22 protein-coding genes are annotated in these 21,253 nt (G+C 71.3%); 12 read left to right on the forward strand and 10 right to left on the reverse strand.

Annotated elements, in window-relative coordinates; translation table 11 throughout:
• The first annotated feature begins 9 nt into the window (after window positions 1–9).
• Window positions 10–555, forward strand: coding sequence for an NUDIX hydrolase (locus OG542_RS32950; RefSeq protein ID WP_311124761.1), 546 nt, complete (start codon window positions 10–12; stop codon window positions 553–555).
• 12 nt (window positions 556–567) lie between these two features.
• Here OG542_RS32950 and OG542_RS32955 read toward each other — a convergent pair whose 3' ends face one another.
• Entirely contained in the window at window positions 568–825 is a 258-nt protein-coding gene (locus OG542_RS32955) for a hypothetical protein (RefSeq protein WP_184597347.1), read from the reverse strand.
• 220 nt (window positions 826–1,045) lie between these two features.
• Here OG542_RS32955 and OG542_RS32960 point away from each other — a divergent pair, with 220 nt between their 5' ends.
• Window positions 1,046–1,276 (forward strand): hypothetical protein, encoded by a 231-nt coding sequence (locus OG542_RS32960; RefSeq protein WP_193480283.1) that lies wholly within the window; start codon window positions 1,046–1,048, stop codon window positions 1,274–1,276.
• A 22-nt stretch (window positions 1,277–1,298) separates the two neighbouring features.
• Here the strand turns inward: OG542_RS32960 and OG542_RS32965 are convergent, their stop codons facing one another.
• The gene (locus OG542_RS32965; RefSeq protein WP_328415591.1) at window positions 1,299–2,174 is read right to left on the reverse strand and encodes a 3-hydroxybutyryl-CoA dehydrogenase; all 876 of its coding nucleotides are present in this window, start codon (window positions 2,172–2,174) and stop codon (window positions 1,299–1,301) included.
• A gap of 180 nt (window positions 2,175–2,354) precedes the next feature.
• On the opposite strand from OG542_RS32965, the gene OG542_RS32970 reads away from it, so the two are divergent.
• Window positions 2,355–3,584, forward strand: a complete 1,230-nt coding sequence (locus tag OG542_RS32970) for a glycoside hydrolase family 10 protein (protein WP_311124760.1) — start codon at window positions 2,355–2,357, stop codon at window positions 3,582–3,584.
• Between the two features lie 24 nt (window positions 3,585–3,608).
• Here the strand turns inward: OG542_RS32970 and OG542_RS32975 are convergent, their stop codons facing one another.
• The gene (locus OG542_RS32975; RefSeq protein WP_193480281.1) at window positions 3,609–3,809 is read right to left on the reverse strand and encodes a DUF1918 domain-containing protein; all 201 of its coding nucleotides are present in this window, start codon (window positions 3,807–3,809) and stop codon (window positions 3,609–3,611) included.
• 91 nt (window positions 3,810–3,900) lie between these two features.
• Window positions 3,901–4,818: a DMT family transporter gene (locus tag OG542_RS32980; protein ID WP_328415593.1), complete on the reverse strand. Its 918-nt coding sequence runs from the start codon at window positions 4,816–4,818 to the stop codon at window positions 3,901–3,903.
• Between OG542_RS32980 and OG542_RS32985 the strand changes: the two genes are divergently transcribed.
• The 3 genes from OG542_RS32985 (at window position 4,817) to OG542_RS32995 (ending at window position 7,421) form a co-directional block, all read left to right on the forward strand.
• A complete protein-coding gene (locus OG542_RS32985; RefSeq protein ID WP_328415595.1) occupies window positions 4,817–6,253 on the forward strand; it encodes an aminotransferase-like domain-containing protein in 1,437 nt (478 codons plus the stop codon). The two genes, OG542_RS32980 and OG542_RS32985, sit on opposite strands and share 2 nt — an antisense overlap.
• A gap of 60 nt (window positions 6,254–6,313) precedes the next feature.
• The gene (locus OG542_RS32990; protein ID WP_328415597.1) at window positions 6,314–6,754 is read left to right on the forward strand and encodes a GNAT family N-acetyltransferase; all 441 of its coding nucleotides are present in this window, start codon (window positions 6,314–6,316) and stop codon (window positions 6,752–6,754) included.
• A 73-nt stretch (window positions 6,755–6,827) separates the two neighbouring features.
• On the forward strand, window positions 6,828–7,421 hold the full coding sequence (locus OG542_RS32995; RefSeq protein ID WP_311124756.1) for a histidine phosphatase family protein: 594 nt from the start codon (window positions 6,828–6,830) through the stop codon (window positions 7,419–7,421).
• Here the strand turns inward: OG542_RS32995 and OG542_RS33000 are convergent.
• Window positions 7,403–7,843 carry a DUF6314 family protein gene (locus OG542_RS33000; RefSeq protein ID WP_193480276.1) on the reverse strand — a complete coding sequence of 147 codons (441 nt, stop codon included), beginning with the start codon at window positions 7,841–7,843 and terminating at the stop codon, window positions 7,403–7,405. The two genes, OG542_RS32995 and OG542_RS33000, sit on opposite strands and share 19 nt — an antisense overlap.
• Window positions 7,844–7,980: 137 nt before the next feature.
• Here OG542_RS33000 and OG542_RS33005 point away from each other — a divergent pair, with 137 nt between their 5' ends.
• Window positions 7,981–10,464: an alpha-L-arabinofuranosidase C-terminal domain-containing protein gene (locus OG542_RS33005; protein WP_328415600.1), complete on the forward strand. Its 2,484-nt coding sequence runs from the start codon at window positions 7,981–7,983 to the stop codon at window positions 10,462–10,464.
• A gap of 329 nt (window positions 10,465–10,793) precedes the next feature.
• Here OG542_RS33005 and OG542_RS33010 read toward each other — a convergent pair whose 3' ends face one another.
• Window positions 10,794–11,798, reverse strand: a complete 1,005-nt coding sequence (locus OG542_RS33010; RefSeq protein WP_328415602.1) for a winged helix-turn-helix domain-containing protein — start codon at window positions 11,796–11,798, stop codon at window positions 10,794–10,796.
• Window positions 11,799–12,073: 275 nt separating this feature from the next.
• Between OG542_RS33010 and argC the strand changes: the two genes are divergently transcribed.
• The 5 genes from argC to OG542_RS33035 are packed head-to-tail and all read left to right on the forward strand — an operon-like array spanning window position 12,074 to window position 16,946.
• Window positions 12,074–13,102, forward strand: a complete 1,029-nt coding sequence (gene argC, locus OG542_RS33015; RefSeq protein ID WP_328415604.1) for an N-acetyl-gamma-glutamyl-phosphate reductase — start codon at window positions 12,074–12,076, stop codon at window positions 13,100–13,102.
• A complete protein-coding gene (gene argJ / locus OG542_RS33020; protein ID WP_328415606.1) occupies window positions 13,099–14,250 on the forward strand; it encodes a bifunctional glutamate N-acetyltransferase/amino-acid acetyltransferase ArgJ in 1,152 nt (383 codons plus the stop codon). Before argC ends, argJ begins: the two co-directional genes overlap by 4 nt.
• Entirely contained in the window at window positions 14,247–15,179 is a 933-nt protein-coding gene (argB, locus tag OG542_RS33025) for an acetylglutamate kinase (protein WP_193480269.1), read from the forward strand. The genes argJ and argB overlap by 4 nt, the downstream gene beginning before the upstream one ends.
• A complete protein-coding gene (locus tag OG542_RS33030; RefSeq protein ID WP_408057809.1) occupies window positions 15,176–16,396 on the forward strand; it encodes an acetylornithine transaminase in 1,221 nt (406 codons plus the stop codon). The genes argB and OG542_RS33030 overlap by 4 nt, the downstream gene beginning before the upstream one ends.
• Before the next feature lie 7 nt (window positions 16,397–16,403).
• On the forward strand, window positions 16,404–16,946 hold the full coding sequence (locus OG542_RS33035; protein ID WP_328415610.1) for an arginine repressor: 543 nt from the start codon (window positions 16,404–16,406) through the stop codon (window positions 16,944–16,946).
• A gap of 174 nt (window positions 16,947–17,120) precedes the next feature.
• Here OG542_RS33035 and OG542_RS33040 read toward each other — a convergent pair whose 3' ends face one another.
• From OG542_RS33040 to OG542_RS33055, 4 genes are all read right to left on the reverse strand, one after another.
• A complete protein-coding gene (locus tag OG542_RS33040) occupies window positions 17,121–17,933 on the reverse strand; it encodes an FAD:protein FMN transferase (protein ID WP_328415612.1) in 813 nt (270 codons plus the stop codon).
• The gene (locus OG542_RS33045) at window positions 17,926–18,993 is read right to left on the reverse strand and encodes an FMN-binding protein (RefSeq protein ID WP_328415614.1); all 1,068 of its coding nucleotides are present in this window, start codon (window positions 18,991–18,993) and stop codon (window positions 17,926–17,928) included. Before OG542_RS33045 ends, OG542_RS33040 begins: the two co-directional genes overlap by 8 nt.
• A 40-nt stretch (window positions 18,994–19,033) precedes the next feature.
• Window positions 19,034–20,416, reverse strand: coding sequence for a ferredoxin reductase family protein (locus OG542_RS33050; protein WP_328415616.1), 1,383 nt, complete (start codon window positions 20,414–20,416; stop codon window positions 19,034–19,036).
• 136 nt (window positions 20,417–20,552) lie between these two features.
• On the reverse strand, window positions 20,553–21,251 hold the full coding sequence (locus OG542_RS33055) for a L,D-transpeptidase family protein (protein WP_328415618.1): 699 nt from the start codon (window positions 21,249–21,251) through the stop codon (window positions 20,553–20,555).
• Window positions 21,252–21,253: the final 2 nt, after the last annotated feature.

Below are 21,253 nucleotides of genomic sequence, written 5' to 3' on the forward strand. Positions count from 1 at the left end.
GGCAGAACCGTGCAGTGGACGAAACGCAACGAACAAACTGTGTACGCAAACCGCTGGTTCAGCGTCAATCTCGCGGATGTCGAACTGCCGGACGGCCGGCACCTCGACCACTTCCTCATACGGCTGCGGCCGGTTGCGGTGGCCACGGTGGTGAACGAGGCCAACGAGGTGCTGCTGCTCTGGCGACACCGTTTCATCACGGACAGCTGGGGGTGGGAACTCGCGGCGGGTGTCGTCGAGGACGGCGAGGACATCGCCCGCGCGGCCGCCAGGGAACTGGAGGAGGAGACCGGCTGGCGGCCGGGACCCCTGCACCACCTCATGAGCGTGGAGCCGTCCAACGGGCTCACCGACGCCCGGCACCACGTGTACTGGGCCGACGAGGGCGAGTACGTCGGGCACCCCGTGGACGACTTCGAGTCGGACCGCCGGGAATGGGTCCCCCTCAAGCTCGTCCCCGACATGGTCGCCCGCGGCGAGGTCCCGGCCGCCAACATGGCGGCCGCGTTACTTCTGCTGCACCATCTCAGGCTCGGACAGGACGCGTTGCCCTAGGCCGGGCAGGGCCTAGCGTCCCAGCGCCTGCCAGATCGCCAGGACGAGGGCACCCACGGCGGTGAGGGCGGCGACCGCGGGCAGCGGCCAGCGCGTGTGTTCGAGCGTGTGGATCCGGGTGTTGAGCTCGTCGATTTCCTTGGCGGTCTCCTCGGTGCGGTGGCTGAGCAGAGCCAGCCCGCCCTCGACGCGGGCGTAGGCCACGTCGAGGCGGCGTCGTAACTCTGCGAGTTCTCCATGAACGACGGGATGCTCGGGATCGGCGGCCACGAGTCCGCTCCTTTCCGTAGTCGTTTCACATCCCTTGCATGCGCATGTGGAGTCAACTCGCCTGGTGGGCGCCTGGGGAGAGTGTGCGAGGGGCATATGCGAGCCCGGCGCGCACACGGTGTGTGAATACTGCGGGCCCGGCACTCATTCAGGTGCCGGGCCCGCAGCATGGCCGAAATCTGACCGACCGTAACCGGCCTCGGGGGGTACCCGGAGGCGTATGGCGAAGTGGCAGAAGAACGCGGCGTATGCGCTGGCGCTCTACGCGCTGTTGGTCGTGGTGTTCCGGTTCTCCTCCGGCGGACAGGGGTGGGGCACGGCGCTGCTGCTCGCTCTCGTGGCCACTCCGCTCGCCCTCTGGATGGGCTGGCTGCGCCGTCGCCTCAATGAGCAGGCGGCGGAATGGGGACGCCGCCGGGCCCGGCCGTGGCCGGAGGAACGGCGGCGTTGAGGTGGCGGCGTCGGCCGGCCGGTCAGTCGTACGTGTAGAAGCCCGAGCCCGTCTTGCGGCCCAGGCGGCCCGCGTCGACCATGCGCTGGAGCAGCGGGGGAGCGGCGTACAGGGGCTCCTTGTACTCCTCGTACATCGACTGGGCCACCGACGCGACCGTGTCCAGGCCGATGAGGTCGGAGAGCTTCAGCGGGCCCATCGGGTGGGCGCAGCCCATTTCCATGCCGTTGTCGATGTCCTCGCGGCTCGCGATGCCCGTCTCGAACATGCGGATCGCGGAGAGCAGGTACGGGATCAGCAGCGCGTTGACCACGAAGCCGGAGCGGTCCTGGGCGCGGATCGCGTGCTTGCCCAGCAGCTTCTCGGTGAACTGCTCGGCCCGGCCGATGGTGTCCTCGGACGTGGTGAGCGCCGGGATCAGCTCGACGAGCTTCTGCACCGGGGCCGGGTTGAAGAAGTGGATGCCGATGACCCGGTCGGGCCGCGAGGTCGCCACCGCCAGCTTCACCAGCGGGATGGAGGAGGTGTTGGAGGCCAGGATGGCGTCGGGCCGGTTCACGACCTGGTCGAGCACCTGGAAGATCTCGGTCTTGACGTGCTCGTTCTCGACGACGGCCTCGATCACCAGATCACGGTCGGCGAACTCGCCGAGGTCCGTGGTGAAGCTCAGCCGGGCCTGCGCCGCCTCGTGCTCCTCCTCGGTGATCTTGCCGCGCTCCGCCGCCTTGGCCAGGGAGTTGAACAGCCGGGTCCGGCCGATCTCCAGGGCCTCGCCGGTGGTCTCGGCGACCATGACGTCCAGACCGACCCGGGCGCACACCTCGGCGATCCCCGCGCCCATCTGACCGCAGCCCACGACTCCGACGCGTGCAATGTCTCCCGCTGGGATGTCCGTCACATCGTCCCTTTCGCTGCTGATCCACGTCCGGGCAGGTGCTCCGTGGTCCGGTGCCTGCTCCGTTCGAGCACGTTACTCCCAAGTATCGATGATCGATCGCGGGGGTCGGCCCAGAGTCGGGCATTCTGGGCCCGGAGCGATCCGCGACCGGGCGGATCCGCGGCATTTTGGGGCATGCGGATGGGACGAGTGTCACGCAGGGCGTTCGCGGTGGCGGCGCTGTCGGCTTTCACGATGGTGCCTCCGGCGTCGGCCGCGCCCAAGGAGGACGTCACCAGGGACGGCAAGGGAGGAGACAGGGCGGCCTCCGCGATGCGGGGCGTATGGCTGGCCACCGTGGCCAACCGCGACTGGCCGTCCAAGCCGGGGCTGAGCGCGTCGAAGCAGCGCGCCGAGCTGCGCAAGCACCTCGACACGGCGGTGAGCAGGCGGCTCAACACCGTGTTCTTCCAGGTCCGGCCCACTGCGGACGCCCTGTGGCCCTCACCGTACGAGCCGTGGTCGCAGTACCTCACCGGCACCCAGGGCAAGGACCCGGGCTGGGACCCGCTGGGCACGGCCGTCGAGGAGGCCCACGCCCGCGGTCTGCAACTGCACGCCTGGTTCAACCCGTACCGGGTCGCGACGCACGCCGACCCGTCCCGGCTCGCCGCCTCCCACCCCGCGCGCCGGAACCCGGACTGGGTGGTGACGTACGGCGGGAAGCTCTACTACAACCCGGGGCTGCCCGAGGTCCGTGCCTTCGTGCAGGACGCGATGCTCGACGCGGTGCGGAAGTACCCCGTGGACGGCGTCCACTTCGACGACTACTTCTACCCGTACCCGGTGGCGGGCCAGAGCTTCGACGACGACGCGGCCTACGACGAGCACGGGGGCGCCTTCCCGAGCCGGGCCGCGTGGCGGCGGGACAACATCAACAAGCTGGTGCGGGAGACGGCGGGCCGCATCAAGAAGGTCAGGCCGAGCGCCCGCTTCGGAATCAGCCCCTTCGGCGTGTGGCGCAACGCCGCCACGGACAAGCGCGGCTCGGACACCCGGGCCGGTGTGCAGACGTACGACGACCTGCACGCGGACACCCGCAAATGGGTGCGTGAGAGCTGGATCGACTACATCGTCCCGCAGCTGTACTGGAACATCGGCTTCGCCGCCGCCGACTACGCCAAGCTGGTGCCCTGGTGGGCGGAGGTCGCGCGCGGCACCTCGACGCAGCTGTACGTGGGGGAGGCGCTGTACAAGGCCGGTGACCCGGCGCAGCCCGCCGCCTGGCAGAACCCGGCCGAGCTGTCCCGGCACCTGGCGCTGGCCGAGGACTACGCACAGGTGCGCGGGCACGTCTTCTTCGCCGCCAAGGACGTGGCGACCGATCGGATCGGGGCCATGGCGAGGGTGGTCGCCGACCACTACGAGTAGCCGGCGTCGCCGCCCCGCGCCGCATCACGGCCCGGTGGTGGTCTCCCGGTGCCGGATCTCGGTGTCGGGTCCCGGTGAGCACACTCCCTCGTGCCCGTCCTCGAACCGGACGCGGTACGGGGGATTGCCCTCCTGGCCGAGCACTTCGACGATCTCGCCGACCTTGTCGTGCTGACCGACCACCCTGCCGTGCTGGACAAGCTGGTCGCCCACTATTGCGCGCATCTGGGGCCTCCTCACGAGGTGCGGAGCAGCGGTCCGTGGCCTCGAGTCTACGGTGGGGAGCGCTACTTGGCAGGTGCCGTGCGCGCCCCGCTCAGCCGCGCGCCCGCTGTGTGACGGCGATGCAGACCAGCACCGCCGCTGCCGTCAGCGGGGCGGCCACCGGCAGGTGCTCGCCCAGCAGCAGCACTGACCACACCAGTGTGAGCAGGGGCTGGGCGAGCTGCAACTGGCTGGCCTTCGGGATGCCGATGGCCGCCATGCCCCGGTACCAGACGACCAGGCCGACGAACTGCGAGCCCACCGCGACCCACAGCAGCCCGGTGACGCTGTGCGCCGTCAGCCGCACGGGCTCCTGCGCCAGTGCGAGCGTGGCCATGGGCACGGTCAGCGGCAGGCACAGCACCAGCGCCCAGCCGATGACGTGCCAGCCCGGCATGACCCGGGCCAGCCGGCCGCCCTCGGTGTAGCCGGCCGCGCACACCAGCAGCGCCGCGAAGAGGTACAGGTCGGCCGTGCTCAGGGCGCCGCCGCTCTGCTGCACGGTGAAGGCCAGCACGGCCGCCGCGCCCGCGAGGGCAGCCGTCCAGAAGGTGCGCGAGGGCCGGGTGCCGACCCGCAGGGCGGAGCAGAGGGCGGTGGTGAGGGGGAGCAGGCCGACCACGACGGCGGCGTGCGCGGTGGTCGAGGTCTGCAGCGCCAGCGTGGTCAGCAGCGGGAAGCCGAGCACCACCCCGGCCCCGACGACCGCGAGGCCCGGCCAGTGCCGGCGGACGGGCAGCGGCACGCGAAGGCCGAGCAGACAGCCGCCCGCGATCACCGCGGCCAGGACGCTCCGGACGGCGACCAGCGACCAGGGCCCGAAGCCCTCAAGACCCCAGGCGGTGGCGGGGAACGTGAGGGAGAAGGCGATGACGCCGAGGGCGGCCTGGAGGATACCGAGGCCGGGGCGGTCCCGATCCTTGGCGACTGCTATCCGAGGTGCGGTAGTAGCGCTACTCTGTGCTCTCATGCACGAGCGTAGCAGTGTCGCTGAACTGGCGGAACGGCTCCGGAGGGAGCTCGACCGCTACTCGCCTGGTGGAAAGCTGCCGTCGAGCCGGGCCCTCGTCGAGCGATTCCGGGTGAGCCCCGTGACCGTGTCCCGGGCCCTGGCGCAGCTCGCCGCCGAGGGGCTGGTGGTCACCCGGCCCGGCGCGGGCGCGTTCCGCGCACAGACCAGGACGGCACCGGCCCCGGCCGGGGACACCTCCTGGCAGGAGGTCGCGCTCAGCGCGGACGGCGCCGCCGACCTCGTACCGCGCTCGGTGGACGCCTCCGGGGTGCTGGTGTCGCTGGCCGCCCCGCCGCCCGGCGTGATCGAGTTCAACGGCGGCTACCTGCATCCGTCGCTGCAGCCGGAGCGGGCGATGGCCGCCGCCCTGTCGCGCGCCGGACGGCGTCCCGGTGCCTGGGGGCGCCCGCCCATGGAAGGACTGCCGGAGCTGCGGGAGTGGTTCGCGCGCGGCATCGGCGGGTCCTTCACCGCCGCCGAGGTGCTGATCACCGCAGGCGGACAGTCCGCGCTCACCACCGCCCTGCGCGCCCTCGCCCCGCCCGGCGCCCCCGTCCTGGTCGAGTCGCCGACCTACCCCGGCATGCTCGCCATCGCCCGTGCCGCCGGTCTGCGCCCGGTGCCCGTCCCGGTGGACGCCGACGGTGTGAAACCGGCGCTGCTCGCCGACGCCTTCCGTGCCACGGGCGCGCCGGCCTTCGTCTGCCAGCCGCTCTTCCAGAACCCCACCGGTGCCGTGCTCGCGCCCGAGCGGCGTGGCGAGGTACTGCGCATCGCGCGCGAGGCGGGCGCGTTCGTCGTCGAGGACGACTTCGTGCGGCGGCTCGTGCACGAGGACGCCGGGCCGCTGCCGCGCCCGCTGGCCGTCGACGACCCCGACGGCGTCGTCGTCCACGTCTGCTCGCTGACCAAGGCGACCTCGCCGAGCTTCCGGGTGTGCGCCCTGGCCGCGCGCGGGCCGGTCCTGGAGCGGCTGCGCGCCATCCAGGTCGTCGACACCTTCTTCGTGCCCCGGCCCCTTCAGGAGGCCGCGCTAGAACTCGTCGGCTCGCCCGCCTGGCCGCGTCATCTGCGGTCCGTCTCGGCCGAGTTGAAGGCACGCCGGGACGCGATGACCGCCGCGCTCGGGCTGCACCTGCCGGATTTCACGCTGCCGCACGTCCCGTCCGGCGGCTATCACCTGTGGCTGCGGCTGCCCGACCGTGCGGAAGAGTCTGTCCTGACCGCTGCCGCCCTGCGCGCGGGCGTCGCGATCACTCCCGGCCGCCCCTACTTCAGTGCCGAGCCGCCGGCCGCGCACATCCGGCTGAGCTTCGCGGCGGTCGCGGGGACCGGGGAGATCGCGGAGGGCGTACGGCGGCTGCGTACGGCCTGCGACGAGGCGCTGGGATAACCGCTGAGGTGCTGGGATAACCGCTCGACGCAGCTGTCGCCGCCCTGCGAGCATCGCGCCATGACCGACACGCCGAGCCTGCCCGAGGGCTACGAGATCTCCACCGACCCCGGCCGTATCGACCGCGAACGCGTCCACCGCTGGCTGTCCACCGACGCGTACTGGGCGCTGGGCCGCCCCCGGGAGAAGCAGGACCGGGCGATCGAGGGCTCGCTCAACTTCGGCGGGTACGAGACGGTCTCGGGGGATCAGGTGGCGTACGCCCGGGTCATCACGGACCGGGCGACCTTCGGGTGGCTGTGTGACGTGTACGTGGACCCGTCGGTGCGCGGCAAGGGAGTCGGCAGCGCGCTCGTGGCGGCCGTACGGGAAGAGCTGCGGGGGTACGGGGTGCGCCGGGTCCTGCTCGCCACACACGACGCGCACGGCGTCTACGGGAAGCTCGGGTTCGCGGAGTTGGAGCACCCCGAGCACTGGATGGCGCTCATCTTCGGCCCGTGAGGGCCGGTGCACCCTGGGTAACTCCCCGGTAACACCTCTTGACCTGCGCACTTGCGGGACCCACGATCGCCGCATGCCACTTCGGGTCACGTTCGTCGCCGCAGCGCGCAGCTCCCCGCTGCTCGCCGAGAGATTCGAGGACGACCGGCCGCTGGACCAGGCCGGCTGGGGTGAGGTGGAGCGCGCCGCCCAGGAGCTGCTGCCGCTCGCCGCGGCCGAACTGCGCTACTGCTCGCCGACCCCGCGCAGCCGTGCGACGGGGGAGGGGCTCGGGTATGCGCCGCTGGTGCAACTCGCCCTGCGGGACTGCGGCATGGGCCGGTGGCGCGGGCTGACCCTGGGCGAGGCGATGGCCCGGGAGCCGGAGGCCGTGGACGCCTGGCTCGCCGACCCGCGTGCCACACCGCACGGCGGTGAGTCGCTGGTGGACTTCATCACCCGGGTCGGCCGCTGGCTCGACACCCGGCCCGTCGATGACGGCTGCCGTGTCGTGGCGGTGGCCGAGCCCTCCGTGATCCGTGCCGCCCTGGTCTACGCCCTGAAGGCGCCGCCCTCGACGTACTGGAACATCGACGTCCGCCCGCTGTCGACGACCTCCGTGACGGGCCGGAGCGGGCGCTGGAATCTGCGCTTCGACGGGGTGTCCGCTCAGCCCTCGCGCGCGTAGTCGGTGCGCAGCACCAGGTCCTTGGCCGGGCCGCGCACCCGCCACACCGTCCGCCAGTGGTCCGCGTCCCGGACCGTGAACTCGCCGCGGTAGAGGTCCGCCGCGCAGGGGTGGTCGGCGACGTACCGCCCGGACGTCAGGTCCAGGTCGTGGAACGGCCGGCCGTCCGCGAACCGCACGTCCGCGGTGCCGTCCGGGCCCGGCAGGAACCGCAGCGTGCGCTCGGCGGGCCGGGCGACACCCTGCCAGACGAAGGTGCCCGACTCGTGGTGCAGCAGGCCGCCGGCCTCCTCCGGCCGGAACACGGTGGTTCCGGAGAACTCCCCCTGCGCGCCGCTCGCGAGATCCCGCACCGACCGCGCCACGCTCCAGCGCCCGGCCAGATACGCCAGCACGTCCGGCACTGGCCAGAACTCGCCCATTCCGTCCCGCTCTCCGTCCCAACCGTTGCTGCGTGACCCATTGACGCGCCACAGCCCCCTCCCTATCTTGCCGTTCGAAGTGCTGATCAATGTCTGATATTTCGAACACTCCTCTACCAGAGAGCCGCGGAGTATCCATGCCACGCACCGCCCGCACCCGATGGAGACTGGGTCTCACGACCACCGCCCTCCTGACGGCAGCAGCCCTCGTACCGGCCCCCGCGCACGCCGAGGACGCCACCGACTACGCGATCACCGTCGACCCGTCCGCGAAGGGGGCGGCGATCGACGACACGATGTACGGCGTCTTCTTCGAGGACATCAACCGGGCCGCCGACGGCGGTCTGTACGCCGAGCTCGTGCAGAACCGATCCTTCGAGTACTCCACCGCCGACAACGGCTCCTACACGCCCCTGACCTCATGGACGGTCGGCGGCACCGCCGAAGTCGTGAACGACTCGGGCCGCCTCAACGCGCGCAACCGCAACTACCTCTCCCTGGGCGCCGGTTCGTCCGTCACGAACGCCGGATACAACACCGGCATCCGGGTCGACAAGGGCAAGCGGTACGACTTCTCCGTCTGGGCCCGCGCCGAGAGCGGCAGCACGCTCACGGTGTCGCTGAAGGACACCGCGGGCACGCTGGGCACCGCCCGCCAGGTCGCCGTGAAGGGCGGCTGGGCCAAGTACAAAGGCACCTTCACCGCGACCCGCACCAGCAACCGCGGCCGCCTCGCCGTGGCCGCGACGAACGCCGCCGCGCTCGACGAGGTGTCGCTGTTCCCGCGCGACACCTACAAGAACCAGCCGAACGGCCTGCGCAAGGACCTCGCCGAGAAGATCGCCGCCCTCAAGCCGGGCTTCGTGCGCTTCCCCGGCGGCTGCCTGGTCAACACCGGCTCCATGGAGGACTACAGCGAGGCCTCGAACTGGGAGCGCAAGCGCAGCTACCAGTGGAAGGACACCATCGGTCCGGTAGAGGAGCGCGCCACCAACTCCAACTTCTGGGGCTACAACCAGAGCTACGGCCTCGGCTACTACGAGTACTTCCGCCTCTCCGAGGACATCGGCGCCATGCCGCTGCCCGTCGTCCCGGCCCTGGTGACCGGCTGCGGCCAGAACAAGGCCACCGACGACGACGCCCTGCTCAAGCGGCACATCCAGGACACCCTCGACCTCATCGAGTTCGCCAACGGGCCGGCGACCTCCACGTGGGGCAAGGTGCGCGCCAAGATGGGCCATCCCAAGCCGTTCCACCTCACCCACATCGGGGTCGGCAACGAGGAGAACCTCCCCAAGGAGTTCTTCGCCCGCTTCCAGCAGTTCCGGGCCGCCATCGATGCGAAGTACCCGGACATCACTGTCATCTCGAACTCGGGCCCGGACGACGCCGGCACGACCTTCGACACCGCCTGGCAGCTCAACCGCGAGGGCAACGTCGACATGGTCGACGAGCACTACTACAACAGCCCGAACTGGTTCCTGCAGAACAACGACCGCTACGACTCCTACGACCGCAAGGGCCCCAAGGTCTTCCTCGGCGAGTACGCCTCGCAGGGCAACGCCTGGAAGAACGGCCTCTCCGAGGCCGCCTTCATGACCGGCCTGGAGCGCAACGCGGACATCGTCAAGCTGGCCTCCTACGCCCCGCTGCTCGCCAACGAGGACTACGTCCAGTGGCGGCCGGACATGATCTGGTTCAACAACCGGGCGTCCTGGAACTCGGCCAACTACGAGGTCCAGAAGCTGTTCATGACCAACGTCGGTGACCGCGTGGTCCCGTCGAAGGCGACCACCACGCCGAACGTCAGCGGCCCCATCACCGGCGCCGTCGGCTTGTCGACGTGGGCGACCAGCGCCGCGTACGACGACGTGGAGGTCACCTCGGCGGACGGCTCGACCCTGCTGAGCGACGACTTCTCGGGTGACGCCTCGAAGTGGACGAGCAGCGGCCGTGGCAGCTGGACCATCCAGGACGGGCAGTACGTCCAGACGGACACCGCGACCGAGAACACCATGGTCACGGCGGGCGACCCGGCCTGGAAGGACTACGACCTGCATGTGAAGGCCACCAAGAAGTCCGGCAAGGAGGGCTTCCTCGTCGCCTTCGGCGTCAAGGACACCGGCAACTACTACTGGTGGAACCTGGGCGGCTGGAACAACACCCAGGGCGCCATCGAGCAGGCCGTGGACGGCGGCAAGGGCACCCTGATGACGAAGGCCGGGTCGATCGAGACCGGCCGCGCCTACGACATCGACATCAAGGTGCGCGGCCGCCAGGTCACGCTGTTCCTGGACGGCAAGGAGTGGGGCGGCTTCACCGACGACAAGCCGGCCGAGCCGTTCCGCCAGGTCGTCACCAAGGACGCCAAGACCGGTGACCTGATCGTCAAGGTCGTCAACGCCCAGTCCACCGAGGCCCGTACCGCCGTCGACCTGGGCGGGGCGAAGGTCGCCTCCACCGCCCGTGTCACCACGCTGGCCGCCGAGCCGGACGCGGTGAACACCGAGACGGACACGCCGGTCACGCCGGTGACGTCCACCCTCCGGGGGGTGTCCGGGAAGTTCACGTACACCTTCCCGGCGGACTCCGTCACGTTCCTGAGGATCAAGCAGAGGTAGGGCCCGCCGTCGTGGGCCGCTGTCCCCCGGGCAGCGGCCCACGACCGGCCGTCATCCGTAGCACAGCCCGTTGCGGGACCACGTCCACAGCGTTCCGCATCCGCTGTCGGAGCTTGCCGTCGCAGGCGTGGGAGACGGCGCTGGAGATCGTGCGGCAGGTCGCGCACGATCCGTCGAAGGCGAGCACCCAGCGCGGTTCCGGTTTCTCCATGGCAGCATCCCCTTTGTCCGCCCGGCGGTCGACATCGCTGAGGCAGAGTCTGGGCAGCGGGGCGGATCCGGCGCACCGCCTTTAGAGCGCCTTCGAAAGACCCTTCTCCGGGCGAGCGTCAGACGGCCGAGCCGTGGCGCCCCTCGAGCAGGGCGGCCCCGAGCGGGGTGGTGGTGTGCAGGACCGCGTTGCCCAGCCGGTGGGTGCTGAGCAGGCCCGCGTCGCGCAGTACGGAGGCGTGGTAGCTGGCGGTGGCGGCGGAGACGCCGGTGCCGTGGGCCAGTTCCGTGGTCGTGGCACCGTTCTCCGAGGCGTGGCGGAGGATCTCCGCCCGGGTCCGCCCCAGGAGCGCGGCCAGGGACCGCGACGGTGCCCGGGTGTCGCCGGCCACCCGGTCGGCCGGATTCAGTGCGCCCTGGTGCGTCATGGGATAGACGACGACCGGAGGCAGTGCGGCATCCCTCAGCACGGTCGGATAGCGCCAGCAGAAGTAGGACGGCAGCACCAGCAGTCCGCGCCCGCGCAGATGCACGTCCCGCTCCACGCGCAGCCCGCCCACCGTCAGCACCGGGGGCCGCCAGTGGAGTTCGGGGTGCAGCGCGTCGAGCAGGCTCCCGGAACCGACGCCCGGAGTCCGGGTGCGCAGGGCGCGTTCGGCCTCGAAGCGGGCGCGGACATGATCCCAGTAGGGCGCCAGTCCGGCCCTGACGTAGGTCCGCAGGGTCCGTCCCAGATGGTGGACCGCCGCCCCGTCGCCGTCCGCCAGAGCCCGGCCCCACGGCGGGAGTCTGCGCCCGTCGGCCGAGAGTTCGAGCACGTCGTGGCGTAATCGCGCGCGGGGCGTGGACAGCAGGGCGTCGATCCCCGGCTCCAGACCGCTCTCGCCGGCGGCGGGCGTGAGGAAGTCCGGCGAGTAGCCGACCGGTGGGGCCAGGCGCAGCAGCTGGTGTTCCGGTGCGCCGAGGGCCGGGCGGACCCGGGCCCGCCAGCTGCCGAAGACCGCCCAGCCGTCCCGGGTCTGGAGCATGTGCATGCTCTGCAGGGCTTCCCACATCGGGTCGGGTGCCTCGGCGAACCTGATGCGGGTGAGGTCGTCGTCGGTGAAGTGAATGCGCAGGGCCATGCGAGCCATCCCCGTGGACACCGTGGGCATCCCCCGTGGTTGCCCCCCGGCGCCTCGCCACCCATGGTCGGCATCCGTCACGCGTGTCGCGGGGGCCTTCACAACATACCCACGCCGGGTACGGCTCCATACGCCGCGTTCCAGCCACCGAGCCCCTGCCCGCACCTCTCTCGCCTGCCATGATCTCCCGTAGGCGCGGTCATGCACGGGACAAAGCAGGGATTGCATAAACGTGCAGCGAAACGTATAGTCATGCTCTCTAAGGAGGAGGTTCCATGGCGGTACGTGCGGCAGTGGCCGGAGCGAGTGGATACGCGGGCGGGGAACTGCTGCGTCTGCTGCTGGCCCACCCCGAGGTAGAGATCGGCGCCCTCACCGGCAACTCCAACGCGGGGCAGAAGCTCGGTGCGCTCCAGCCGCACCTGCTGCCCCTGGCCGGGCGAGTGCTCCAGGAGACCACCCCCGAGGTCCTCGCCGGCCACGACGTCGTCTTCCTCGCCCTGCCCCACGGGCAGTCCGCCGCCGTCGCCGAGCGGCTCGGCCCGGACGTGCTGGTGGTCGACATGGGCGCGGACTTCCGGCTGACGGACGCCGCCGCCTGGGAGAGGTTCTACGGCTCGCCGCACGCCGGAACCTGGCCCTACGGGCTTCCCGAACTGCCGGGTGCCCGCGCCGCGCTGGAGGGTTCCAAGCGCGTCGCGGTGCCCGGTTGCTACCCGACCGCCGTCTCCCTGGCCCTCTTCCCGGCGTACGCCGCCGGGCTCGCCGGGAACGAGGCCGTGATCGTCGCCGCCTCCGGCACGTCCGGCGCGGGCAAGGCACCCAAGGCCCACCTGCTGGGCAGCGAGGTCATGGGGTCGATGACCCCGTACGGCGTCGGCGGCGGGCACCGGCACACGCCCGAGATCACCCAGAACCTCAGCGCGGCCGCCGGCGAGCCGGTCTCCGTGTCGTTCACGCCCACCCTGGCGCCGATGCCGCGCGGGATCCTCGCCACGTGCAGCGCTGCCGCGAAGGAGGGCGTCACGGCCGACTCCGTGCGCGCCGCCTACGAGAAGGCCTACGCCGACGAGCCCTTCGTGCACCTGCTCCCCGAGGGGCAGTGGCCCGCCACGGCGTCCGTCTACGGTTCGAACGCCGTTCAGGTGCAGGTCGCGTACGACGAGGCCGCCGGGCGGATCATCGTGATCAGCGCCATCGACAATCTCACCAAGGGCACCGCGGGCGGTGCCGTCCAGAGCATGAACATCGCCCTCGGTCTCGACGAGACCACCGGACTGACGACGATCGGAGTTGCGCCGTGAGTGTGACGGCAGCACAGGGGTTCACGGCGGCGGGCATCGCCGCGGGGATCAAGGAGAATGGCAACCCCGACCTGGCCCTCGTGGTCAACACCGGGCCCCGCCGCGCCGCCGCCGGCGTCTTCACCGCCAACCGTGTGAAGGCCGCGCCGGTCCTGTGGTCCGAGCAGGTGCTGAAGAGCGGACAGGTGTCCGCCGTGGTCCTCAACTCCGGTGGCGCCAACGCCTGTACGGGGCCGAAGGGCTTCCAGGACGCGCACGCCACCGCCGAGAAGGCGGCCGAGGTGCTCGGCCGGGGCGCGATCGAGGTCGCCGTCTGCTCGACCGGCCTCATCGGCCTCCTCCTGCCGATGGACAAGCTGCTCCCGGGCGTCGAGACGGCCGCCGCCCAGCTCTCCGAGCACGGCGGTGAGAAGGCCGCGATCGCCATCAAGACCACCGACACCGTCCACAAGACGTCCGTCGTGACCAAGGACGGCTGGACCGTCGGCGGCATGGCCAAGGGCGCGGGCATGCTCGCCCCGGGCCTCGCCACCATGCTCGTCGTCCTCACCACCGACGCGGACCTGGAGAACGACGTCCTGGACAAGGCCCTGCGGGCGGCCACCCGGACGACCTTCGACCGGGTCGACTCCGACGGCTGCATGTCCACCAACGACACCGTGCTGCTGCTCGCCTCCGGCGCCGCCGGCGTCACCCCCGGGTACGAGGAGTTCGCCGAGGCCGTACGCCAGGTCTGCGACGACCTCGGCCAACAGCTCATCCGGGACGCCGAGGGCGCCAGCAAGGACATCAAGGTCGAGGTGATCAACGCCGCGACCGAGGACGACGCCGTCGAGGTGGGCCGCTCCATCGCCCGCAACAACCTCCTCAAGTGCGCCATCCACGGCGAGGACCCCAACTGGGGCCGGGTGCTCTCCGCGATCGGCACCACGCGGGCCGCCTTCGAGCCCGACCGGCTCAACGTCGCCATCAACGGCGTCTGGGTGTGCAAGAACGGCGGTGTCGGCGAGGACCGCGACAAGGTCGACATGCGCTACCGCGAGGTGCACATCGTCGCCGACCTCGCCGCCGGGTCCGAGACCGCCACCATCTGGACCAACGACCTCACCGCCGACTACGTCCACGAGAACAGCGCCTACTCCTCATGAGTACTACGCGAAAGCACACCGCCCTGCCCAAGGCGCAGATCCTCATCGAGGCACTGCCGTGGCTGGTCCGGCACAACGGCAAGACCGTCGTCATCAAGTTCGGCGGCAACGCCATGATCGACGAGGACCTGAAGGCCGCCTTCGCCCAGGACGTGGTGTTCCTGCACCACGCCGGCCTCAAGCCCGTCGTCGTGCACGGCGGCGGCCCGCAGATCAGCGCCGCCCTGGACAAGCACGGCATCGTCAGCGAGTTCAAGGCGGGGCTGAGGGTCACCACCGAGGACGCCATGGACGTCGTACGGATGGTGCTGGCCGGGCAGGTCCAGCGGGAGCTGGTCGGGCTGCTCAACGAACACGGGCCGCTGGCCGTGGGGCTGACCGGCGAGGACGCGCACACCATCACCGCCACCAAGCACCAGCCCGAGATCGACGGCGAGCTCGTCGACATCGGGCGGGTCGGCGAGATCACCGCGATCGACACGGGCGCGATCGAGGCCCTGCTCGCCGACGGCCGTATCCCGGTCGTCTCCTCGATCGCACGCTCCCAGGACGACAGTGATATGGGGCATGTCTACAACGTCAATGCTGATACGGCGGCTGCGGCACTCGCTGCTGCTCTGGGCGCCGAAACCCTCATGGTCCTCACGGACGTCGAGGGGCTCTACGAGGACTGGCCGAACAGCGACGAGGTGATCAGCCGCCTCACCGCCTCCGAGCTGGAACGGCTGCTGCCGGACCTGTCCTCCGGCATGGTGCCGAAGATGGAGGGCTGTCTGAACGCCGTACGGGGCGGCGTGACCACCGCCCGCGTGATCGACGGCCGTGTCCAGCACTCGATCCTGCTGGAGATCTTCACCGACGAGGGAATCGGCACGATGGTCGTGCCCGACGAGAAGCCCGAGGGACCGGGCGAACAGGGGGAGTCGTGAACAACGCCGTGAACAATGTCGCGGGCAATCAGGAACTGACCGCGCGGTGGCAAGGCGCGCTCATGAACAACTACGGCACTCCGCTGCTGCCCCTGGCACGCGGCGAGGGCACCCGCGTCTGGGACGCCGACGGCACCTCCTACCTCGACTTCGTCGGCGGCATCGCCACCAACGCCCTCGGCCACGCCCACCCGGCGATCGTCGAGGCCGTGAGCCGCCAGATCGGCTCCCTCGGCCACATCTCCAACTTCTTCATGGCCGAGCCGACCGTCGCCCTCGCCGAGCGACTGCTCCGCCTCTTCGGCCGGGACGGCAAGGTCTTCTTCTGCAACTCCGGCGCCGAGGCCAACGAGGCCGCCTTCAAGATCGGCCGGCTGAGCGGGCGGACCCATGTGGTGGCCACCGAGGGCGCCTTCCACGGGCGGACCATGGGCGCCCTGGCGATGACCGGCCAGCCCGGCAAGCGGGAGCCGTTCCTGCCGCTGCCCGACGACGTCACCCACGTCCCCTTCGGCGACGCGCAGGCACTGGCCGCCGCGGTGACCGAGGAGACCGCGCTCGTCATCATCGAGCCGATCCAGGGCGAGCTCGGCGTCGTCGTCCCGCCCGCCGGCTACCTCAAGGCCGCCCGTGCCATCACCGCCTCGACCGGGGCGCTCCTCGTCCTCGACGAGGTGCAGACCGGCATCGGCCGGACCGGGCAGTGGTTCGAGTACCAGGCCCACGAGGGTGTCCTGCCCGACGTCGTCACCCTGGCCAAGCAGCTCGGCGGCGGGCTGCCGCTGGGCGCGACCGTCGCCTTCGGGCGGGCCGCGGAGCTGCTCCAGCCCGGGCATCACGGCACGACGTTCGGCGGGAACCCCGTCGCCTGCGCGGCCGGGCTCGCCGTCCTCGACACCATCGAGAACGAGGGGCTGCTGGAGAACGTCAAGCGGCAGAGCGCGACGTTGCGGGACGGGATCGAAGGCCTCGGCCACGAGTTGATCGATTTTGTCCGGGGCGCGGGCCTACTCCTGGGTATCGTGCTCACCGAGCCTCTCGCGCCCCAGGTGCGCCAGGCGGCTCAGGAGGCCGGTTTCCTGGTGAACGTGCCCGCCCCGGACGTCGTCAGGCTGATGCCGCCGCTGAACCTCGGCGACGACGAGGTGGACGCCTTCCTCGGGGCGCTGCCCGGCATCCTCCAGGCAGTCAGCGGGGACGGACGATCCGGAGAATGAGACGACGATGAGCCAGGCGCAGGAGCACGAGCAGGGGGCGAACGGGTCCGCCGTGCCGCAGACCCGCACCGCACGCCACCGCCGGATCGTGGACATCCTCAACCGGCAGCCGGTGCGGTCGCAGAGCCAGCTGGCGAAGCTGCTCGCCGACGACGGGCTGAGCGTCACGCAGGCGACGCTCAGCCGGGATCTGGACGAGCTGAACGCGGTGAAGATCCGCAACACCGACGGTGACCTGATCTACGCGGTGCCGAGCGAGGGCGGTTTCCGTACGCCCCGGGCGCCGCTGGGCGGGTCGGCGAAGGAGGATCGGATGCGGCGGTTGTCGCAGGAACTGCTCATCTCCGCGGAGGCTTCGGCGAATCTCGTGGTGTTGCGTACGCCGCCGGGGGCCGCGCAGTTCCTGGCGTCGGCGATCGACCAGGCCGAGCTGCACGACATCCTGGGAACGATCGCCGGGGACGACACGTTGCTGCTGATCAGCAGGGAGCCGGACGGGGGGCAGGCGCTGGCCGAGCACTTGCTCCGGCTGGCGCAGAACGGGCACTGAGCGCCGTAGGGGTTCATGCCGGTGGTTGTGTGCGGGTGGACTGTGGCTCGTCGCGCAGTTCCCCGCGCCCCCAAGCGCCTTAGCTGCGGGCAATCGTGCCGCTAAGGGCGGCACGGGTGGGCGCAGCGGCACCCCGCCAGCGGGTGAGCGTAGCGCCCTGACCTCAGCCCAAAGCTACCCCAGCCGCGCCGCCAACCCCCCAGTGCACCGCACCTCGTCACCCGCCGTGATCAGCAGCGCCTCGACATCCGGCAGGGACTCCAGCCAGGCCAGTCCCTCCCGCGACCCCATCGCGAACGCCGCCGTGGCCCAGCAGTCCGCCCACGTCAGTCGAGGTCCGACCACGGTCACGGCGACCAGGTCGGTCACGGCCGCATGCCCCGTACGCGGGTCGAGAATATGCGCGCCCCGCTCCGCAGTACCGGACGTGGCCACGGACAACTCGTCCACCCCGGCCGCCGAGACGACGGCCGCGAGACCCCCCGGCCGCAACGGGTCCGACACACCCACCCGCCACGGCCGCCACGGCCGCTGCGCCCCCGGCGCCCCGAGCAACTGCACATCGCCGCCGCCGTTGACGCTCACCCCGCACACTCCCGGCACCGCGGACAACCGACGCGCCGCCCGCTCGACCGCCCAGCCCTTGACGATGCCGGTCGGGTCGAGGCGGCCCTGGTACGACGTGCTGAACCAGCCGTCGCTCAGCCGCTCCGCCTCGGCCGCCAGCTCCAGGACCTCGGCGACCTCGGGATCGCACTCCGCGACGGTCAGTTCACCGCGTTGCAGCCGGGCGATCTGGCTGTCCTCGCGGTAGGTGCTGAACACCTCGTCGACGCGGTGCAGTCCGGCGACGGCCTCGTCCAGGGCCGCGCGCACGGCGGCCGGTTCCCCGCCGCGGACGTCGAGGGAGAAGACGGTCCCCATCGTCTCTTCCACATGACGTACCGCGGCGGGAGCCTGTGCGGAGTCGGCCACCGTGTCAGCCACCGGCCTGGTCCAGCGCCGACTGGAGGGACTGCTTGTAACCCGCGCTGGTGTAAGTCGCCCCGGAGACGGCGTCGATCTGCGCGTTGCCGGCCGCGACCGCCGCCTGGTTGAGGCGGGGGACGGAGGAGGAGGTGATCTGGTCGCTGCGTCCGCCCTTGGGGGCCTGGACGGCCTCGGCCTTGGTGATCTTCCCGCCCGCGACGGTGATACGGACCTGGACGGGGCCGTACTGCGTCTGCGCGGCGGTGCCCGTGACCGTCTTGGCCTGGGCGCCGCCCGCTCCGGAGCCCTGCCCGGAGCCCTGCGCGGCGCCGCCGCCCCCTGCCGGAGCCTTGTCCAGTGCGGACTGAAGCGACTTCTTGTAGCCCGCGCTCGTGTAGGTGGCGCCCGAGACGGCGTCGATCTGCGCGTTGCCGGCCGCGACCGCCGCCTGGTTGAGGCGGGGGACGGAGGAGGAGGTGATCTGGTCGCTGCGTCCGCCCTTGGGGGCCTGGACGGCCTCGGCCTTGGTGATCTTCCCGCCGGCCACGGTGACCCGGACCTGGACCGGGCCGTACTGCGTCTGCGCGACATCGCCGGTGAGGGTCTGGGCGTTGCCCGAGCCCTGCGCGGCGCCGCCCGCGGCCTTGGCCTTGTCCAGTGCCGACTGGAGGGACTTCTTGTAGCCGGCGCTGGTGTACGTCGCCCCGGAGACGGCGTCGATCTCCGCGTTCTGCGCGGCGACCGCCGCCTGGTTGAGGCGGGGCACCGAACTGGCGGTGATCTGGTCGCTGCGTCCGCCCTTGGGGGCCTGGACCGCCTCGGCCTGGGTGATCTTTCCGCCGCTCATGGTCAGACGGACCTGCACCGGGCCGTACTGCGTCTGCTGCGCGTCACCGGTGACCGCGCCGTTCACGCCGCCCTGCGGCGCCTGCCCGGCCGCAGCGGGCGGGACCTGGCCGCCGGCCGCCTGGGCACCGCCCGGGTCGGAGGCCGGCTTCATGGACAGCAGCAGCACGATCCCGGAGACGGTGGCTGCGCCGGCGAGCACGGCACGCCGGACGGGGTGACTCTTCCTCATCGTTTCTCAAGCTCCTGAAGGGCCGTTGATGTCCCGTCGCTCACATCTCGAACGACTCGTGATGGATACGGCGGGCGGGGACTCCCGCGCCGCGCAGTGCTTCGTAGACCGACTGCGCGAAGCCGGGCGGCCCGCACATGAAGACGTCGTGGTTGTCGACGTCGGGGATCTTCCGCTGGAGGGACTCCGCGGAGATGTCGGGGCGTTCCCCGTCGGGGCTGTTGACCGCGTACATCAGCCGCGCGCCGCGCTCGTCGGCGATCTTGGCGAGCTCGCCCCACAGGGCCAGGTCCTGGGTGCTGTTGGCGCGGTAGAGGAGCGTGATGTCGCCGGACGAGCCCGGCAGTGTTTCGAACAGGGCCCGCATCGGGGTGATGCCGACACCGCCCGCGACCAGCAGCACCTTGCCGCGGCTGCGGCGCTGCGCGGTCATCGCGCCGTACGGGCCCTCGGCCCACACCTTGGTACCGGGCGTGAGCTCGCGCAGCCGGGAGGTGTGGTCGCCGATCGCCTTGACGGTGATCCGCAGCATGTCCGGGCGGGGCGCCGCCGACAGGGAGTACGGGTGCGAGCTGAAGCGCATGCCGGGCGCCTTGAACCGCCAGCGGAAGAACTGCCCGGCCTCCGCGCCCATCCGGTGCAGCTTGCGCCCGCCGATCAGCACGGACACGATCCCCGGGGTCTCCTCGATGACCGCCTCGACCCGCATACGGTGCCGCAGGTTCAGGCGGATCGGGGTGATGATCCGGTACCAGAGCACCAGCGCGGTCACCACGCCGTAGAGCCCGTACCAGAAGGTCTTCGCGGTCGGCTCGACGGCGAACTCGTTGCCGGTCGTGATCTGGTGCCAGAACGTCAGGTACACCGACGCGTAGGTGAGCAGGTGCACGTGGTACCAGGTGTCGTACCCGATCATGCGGCGGACCCCGCCGATCGAGAGGATCCCGATGAGGAACAGCAGGCCCGTGCCGATGGCGGCCTTGCCCATGTCCGGCAGCTGGTTGATGGAGTCGGTCGTCTGCTGGACGATGTCGCCGAGCGTCTTGCCCGCCTGCAGGGCGTAGCCCCACATGGTGAGGAAGACATGGGCGAGGACCAGGCAGAGCGTGTAGCGGCCGGTCATGGCGTGCCAGCGCGCGACCCGGTCGGTGCCCACCCGTCGCTCCAGCGCGGGCACCCGGGCCATCTGGAGCACCACCAGCGCCATGAGGTAGCCGGCGAGCAGGCCGGTGATCCGGCCCGCGGCCAGGATCTTGCTCGTCGTGTCCGCGAGGGACGGTGTGTTGTCCCACCACAGCCACAGCACGGCCGCCGCTCCCGCCCACAGGGCGATCAGCAGCGGGACGGCCGGGGAGCGGCGCGGGCGGATGCGGCGCATCGTCTGGCGACGGGCGGCACGGCCGCCTGCGAGCGTGGTGGTCACGGTTCCTCCGTGGGGACTTGACCCTTGGCCCACAGATACGTGCCGGGACACGGGAGTGTTCAGCCGCGTACCGAGTCAAGTGCGGACGGGAGTGACCGGCGGTAACGCGCACACGTGCCCGCGCGGCGTCCCCGCCTCAGTAGCGTGTGACGGCGGTGGTCCCGCTCGTCGTCCCGACGGCGATGTGGGGACGCTTCGCCGGGTCGGCCCAGGTGAGGATCCGCCGCATCGCGTCCTTCGGCACGGAGACGCAGCCGGCCGTCGCTCCCCGCCCGTTGACATGCAGGAAGATGCCCGCGCCACGCCCCCGGACGGGACGCTCGTAGTTGAAGTCGATGACGAGCGCGTGCGCGTACTGCGCCCGGTAGCTGATCAGCTGCTCGGACTCGGCGGCCCGGCAGTCGGCCGCGCGGGGCTCGGTCCAGCGGTTGTAGGAGCGGGAGTCGTTGTCCTGGCACCACCAGGAGTCCCGGTGCACCCGGCGGTAGGTGTACGCCGTCCCGCGCGGTGCCGCCTTGATGCCGAAGGCGTACGGCAGTCCGTACAGGCCCGTGGGTGTCGTGTCCGTGCCCTGCTTGCGGGCGGTGCCCTCGACGAGTCCGTTCGCTCCGAAGCGCGCGGGCGCGGAGCCGGTCCTCACCCACCGCCGGCCCCTGAGGTCCCACCAGGTGACCGTGCCCGTGGTGGAGGCCCGCTCCGGGGCCACCGCGGTGATCAGCTGGGTGCCGCCGCCGGTGTCCGCCATCCGGTCCGGCAGGGGCGCCGCCCGGTCGGGCGGCCCGGCGCCGAGCGCGAGGAGGGAGGAGACGGCGAGGGCGACGGCACCTGGACGCATGT

This window comes from Streptomyces violaceus (assembly GCF_036014075.1).
GTDB lineage: Bacteria > Actinomycetota > Actinomycetes > Streptomycetales > Streptomycetaceae > Streptomyces > Streptomyces violaceus.

Coding starts and splice junctions, on each gene's coding strand:
- OG542_RS33005 (WP_328415600.1), top strand. CDS start 7,981: ATGCCACGCACCGCCCGCACCCGATGGAGACTGGGTCTCACGACCACC.
- OG542_RS32970 (WP_311124760.1), top strand. CDS start 2,355: ATGGGACGAGTGTCACGCAGGGCGTTCGCGGTGGCGGCGCTGTCGGCT.
- OG542_RS33000 (WP_193480276.1), bottom strand. CDS start 7,843: ATGGGCGAGTTCTGGCCAGTGCCGGACGTGCTGGCGTATCTGGCCGGG.
- OG542_RS32975 (WP_193480281.1), bottom strand. CDS start 3,809: ATGCGCGCAATAGTGGGCGACCAGCTTGTCCAGCACGGCAGGGTGGTC.
- OG542_RS32960 (WP_193480283.1), top strand. CDS start 1,046: ATGGCGAAGTGGCAGAAGAACGCGGCGTATGCGCTGGCGCTCTACGCG.
- OG542_RS33010 (WP_328415602.1), bottom strand. CDS start 11,798: ATGGCCCTGCGCATTCACTTCACCGACGACGACCTCACCCGCATCAGG.
- OG542_RS33035 (WP_328415610.1), top strand. CDS start 16,404: ATGAGCCAGGCGCAGGAGCACGAGCAGGGGGCGAACGGGTCCGCCGTG.
- OG542_RS32980 (WP_328415593.1), bottom strand. CDS start 4,818: ATGAGAGCACAGAGTAGCGCTACTACCGCACCTCGGATAGCAGTCGCC.
- OG542_RS33055 (WP_328415618.1), bottom strand. CDS start 21,251: ATGCGTCCAGGTGCCGTCGCCCTCGCCGTCTCCTCCCTCCTCGCGCTC.
- OG542_RS33045 (WP_328415614.1), bottom strand. CDS start 18,993: ATGAGGAAGAGTCACCCCGTCCGGCGTGCCGTGCTCGCCGGCGCAGCC.
- OG542_RS32990 (WP_328415597.1), top strand. CDS start 6,314: ATGACCGACACGCCGAGCCTGCCCGAGGGCTACGAGATCTCCACCGAC.
- argB (WP_193480269.1), top strand. CDS start 14,247: ATGAGTACTACGCGAAAGCACACCGCCCTGCCCAAGGCGCAGATCCTC.
- argC (WP_328415604.1), top strand. CDS start 12,074: ATGGCGGTACGTGCGGCAGTGGCCGGAGCGAGTGGATACGCGGGCGGG.
- OG542_RS32995 (WP_311124756.1), top strand. CDS start 6,828: ATGCCACTTCGGGTCACGTTCGTCGCCGCAGCGCGCAGCTCCCCGCTG.
- OG542_RS32985 (WP_328415595.1), top strand. CDS start 4,817: ATGCACGAGCGTAGCAGTGTCGCTGAACTGGCGGAACGGCTCCGGAGG.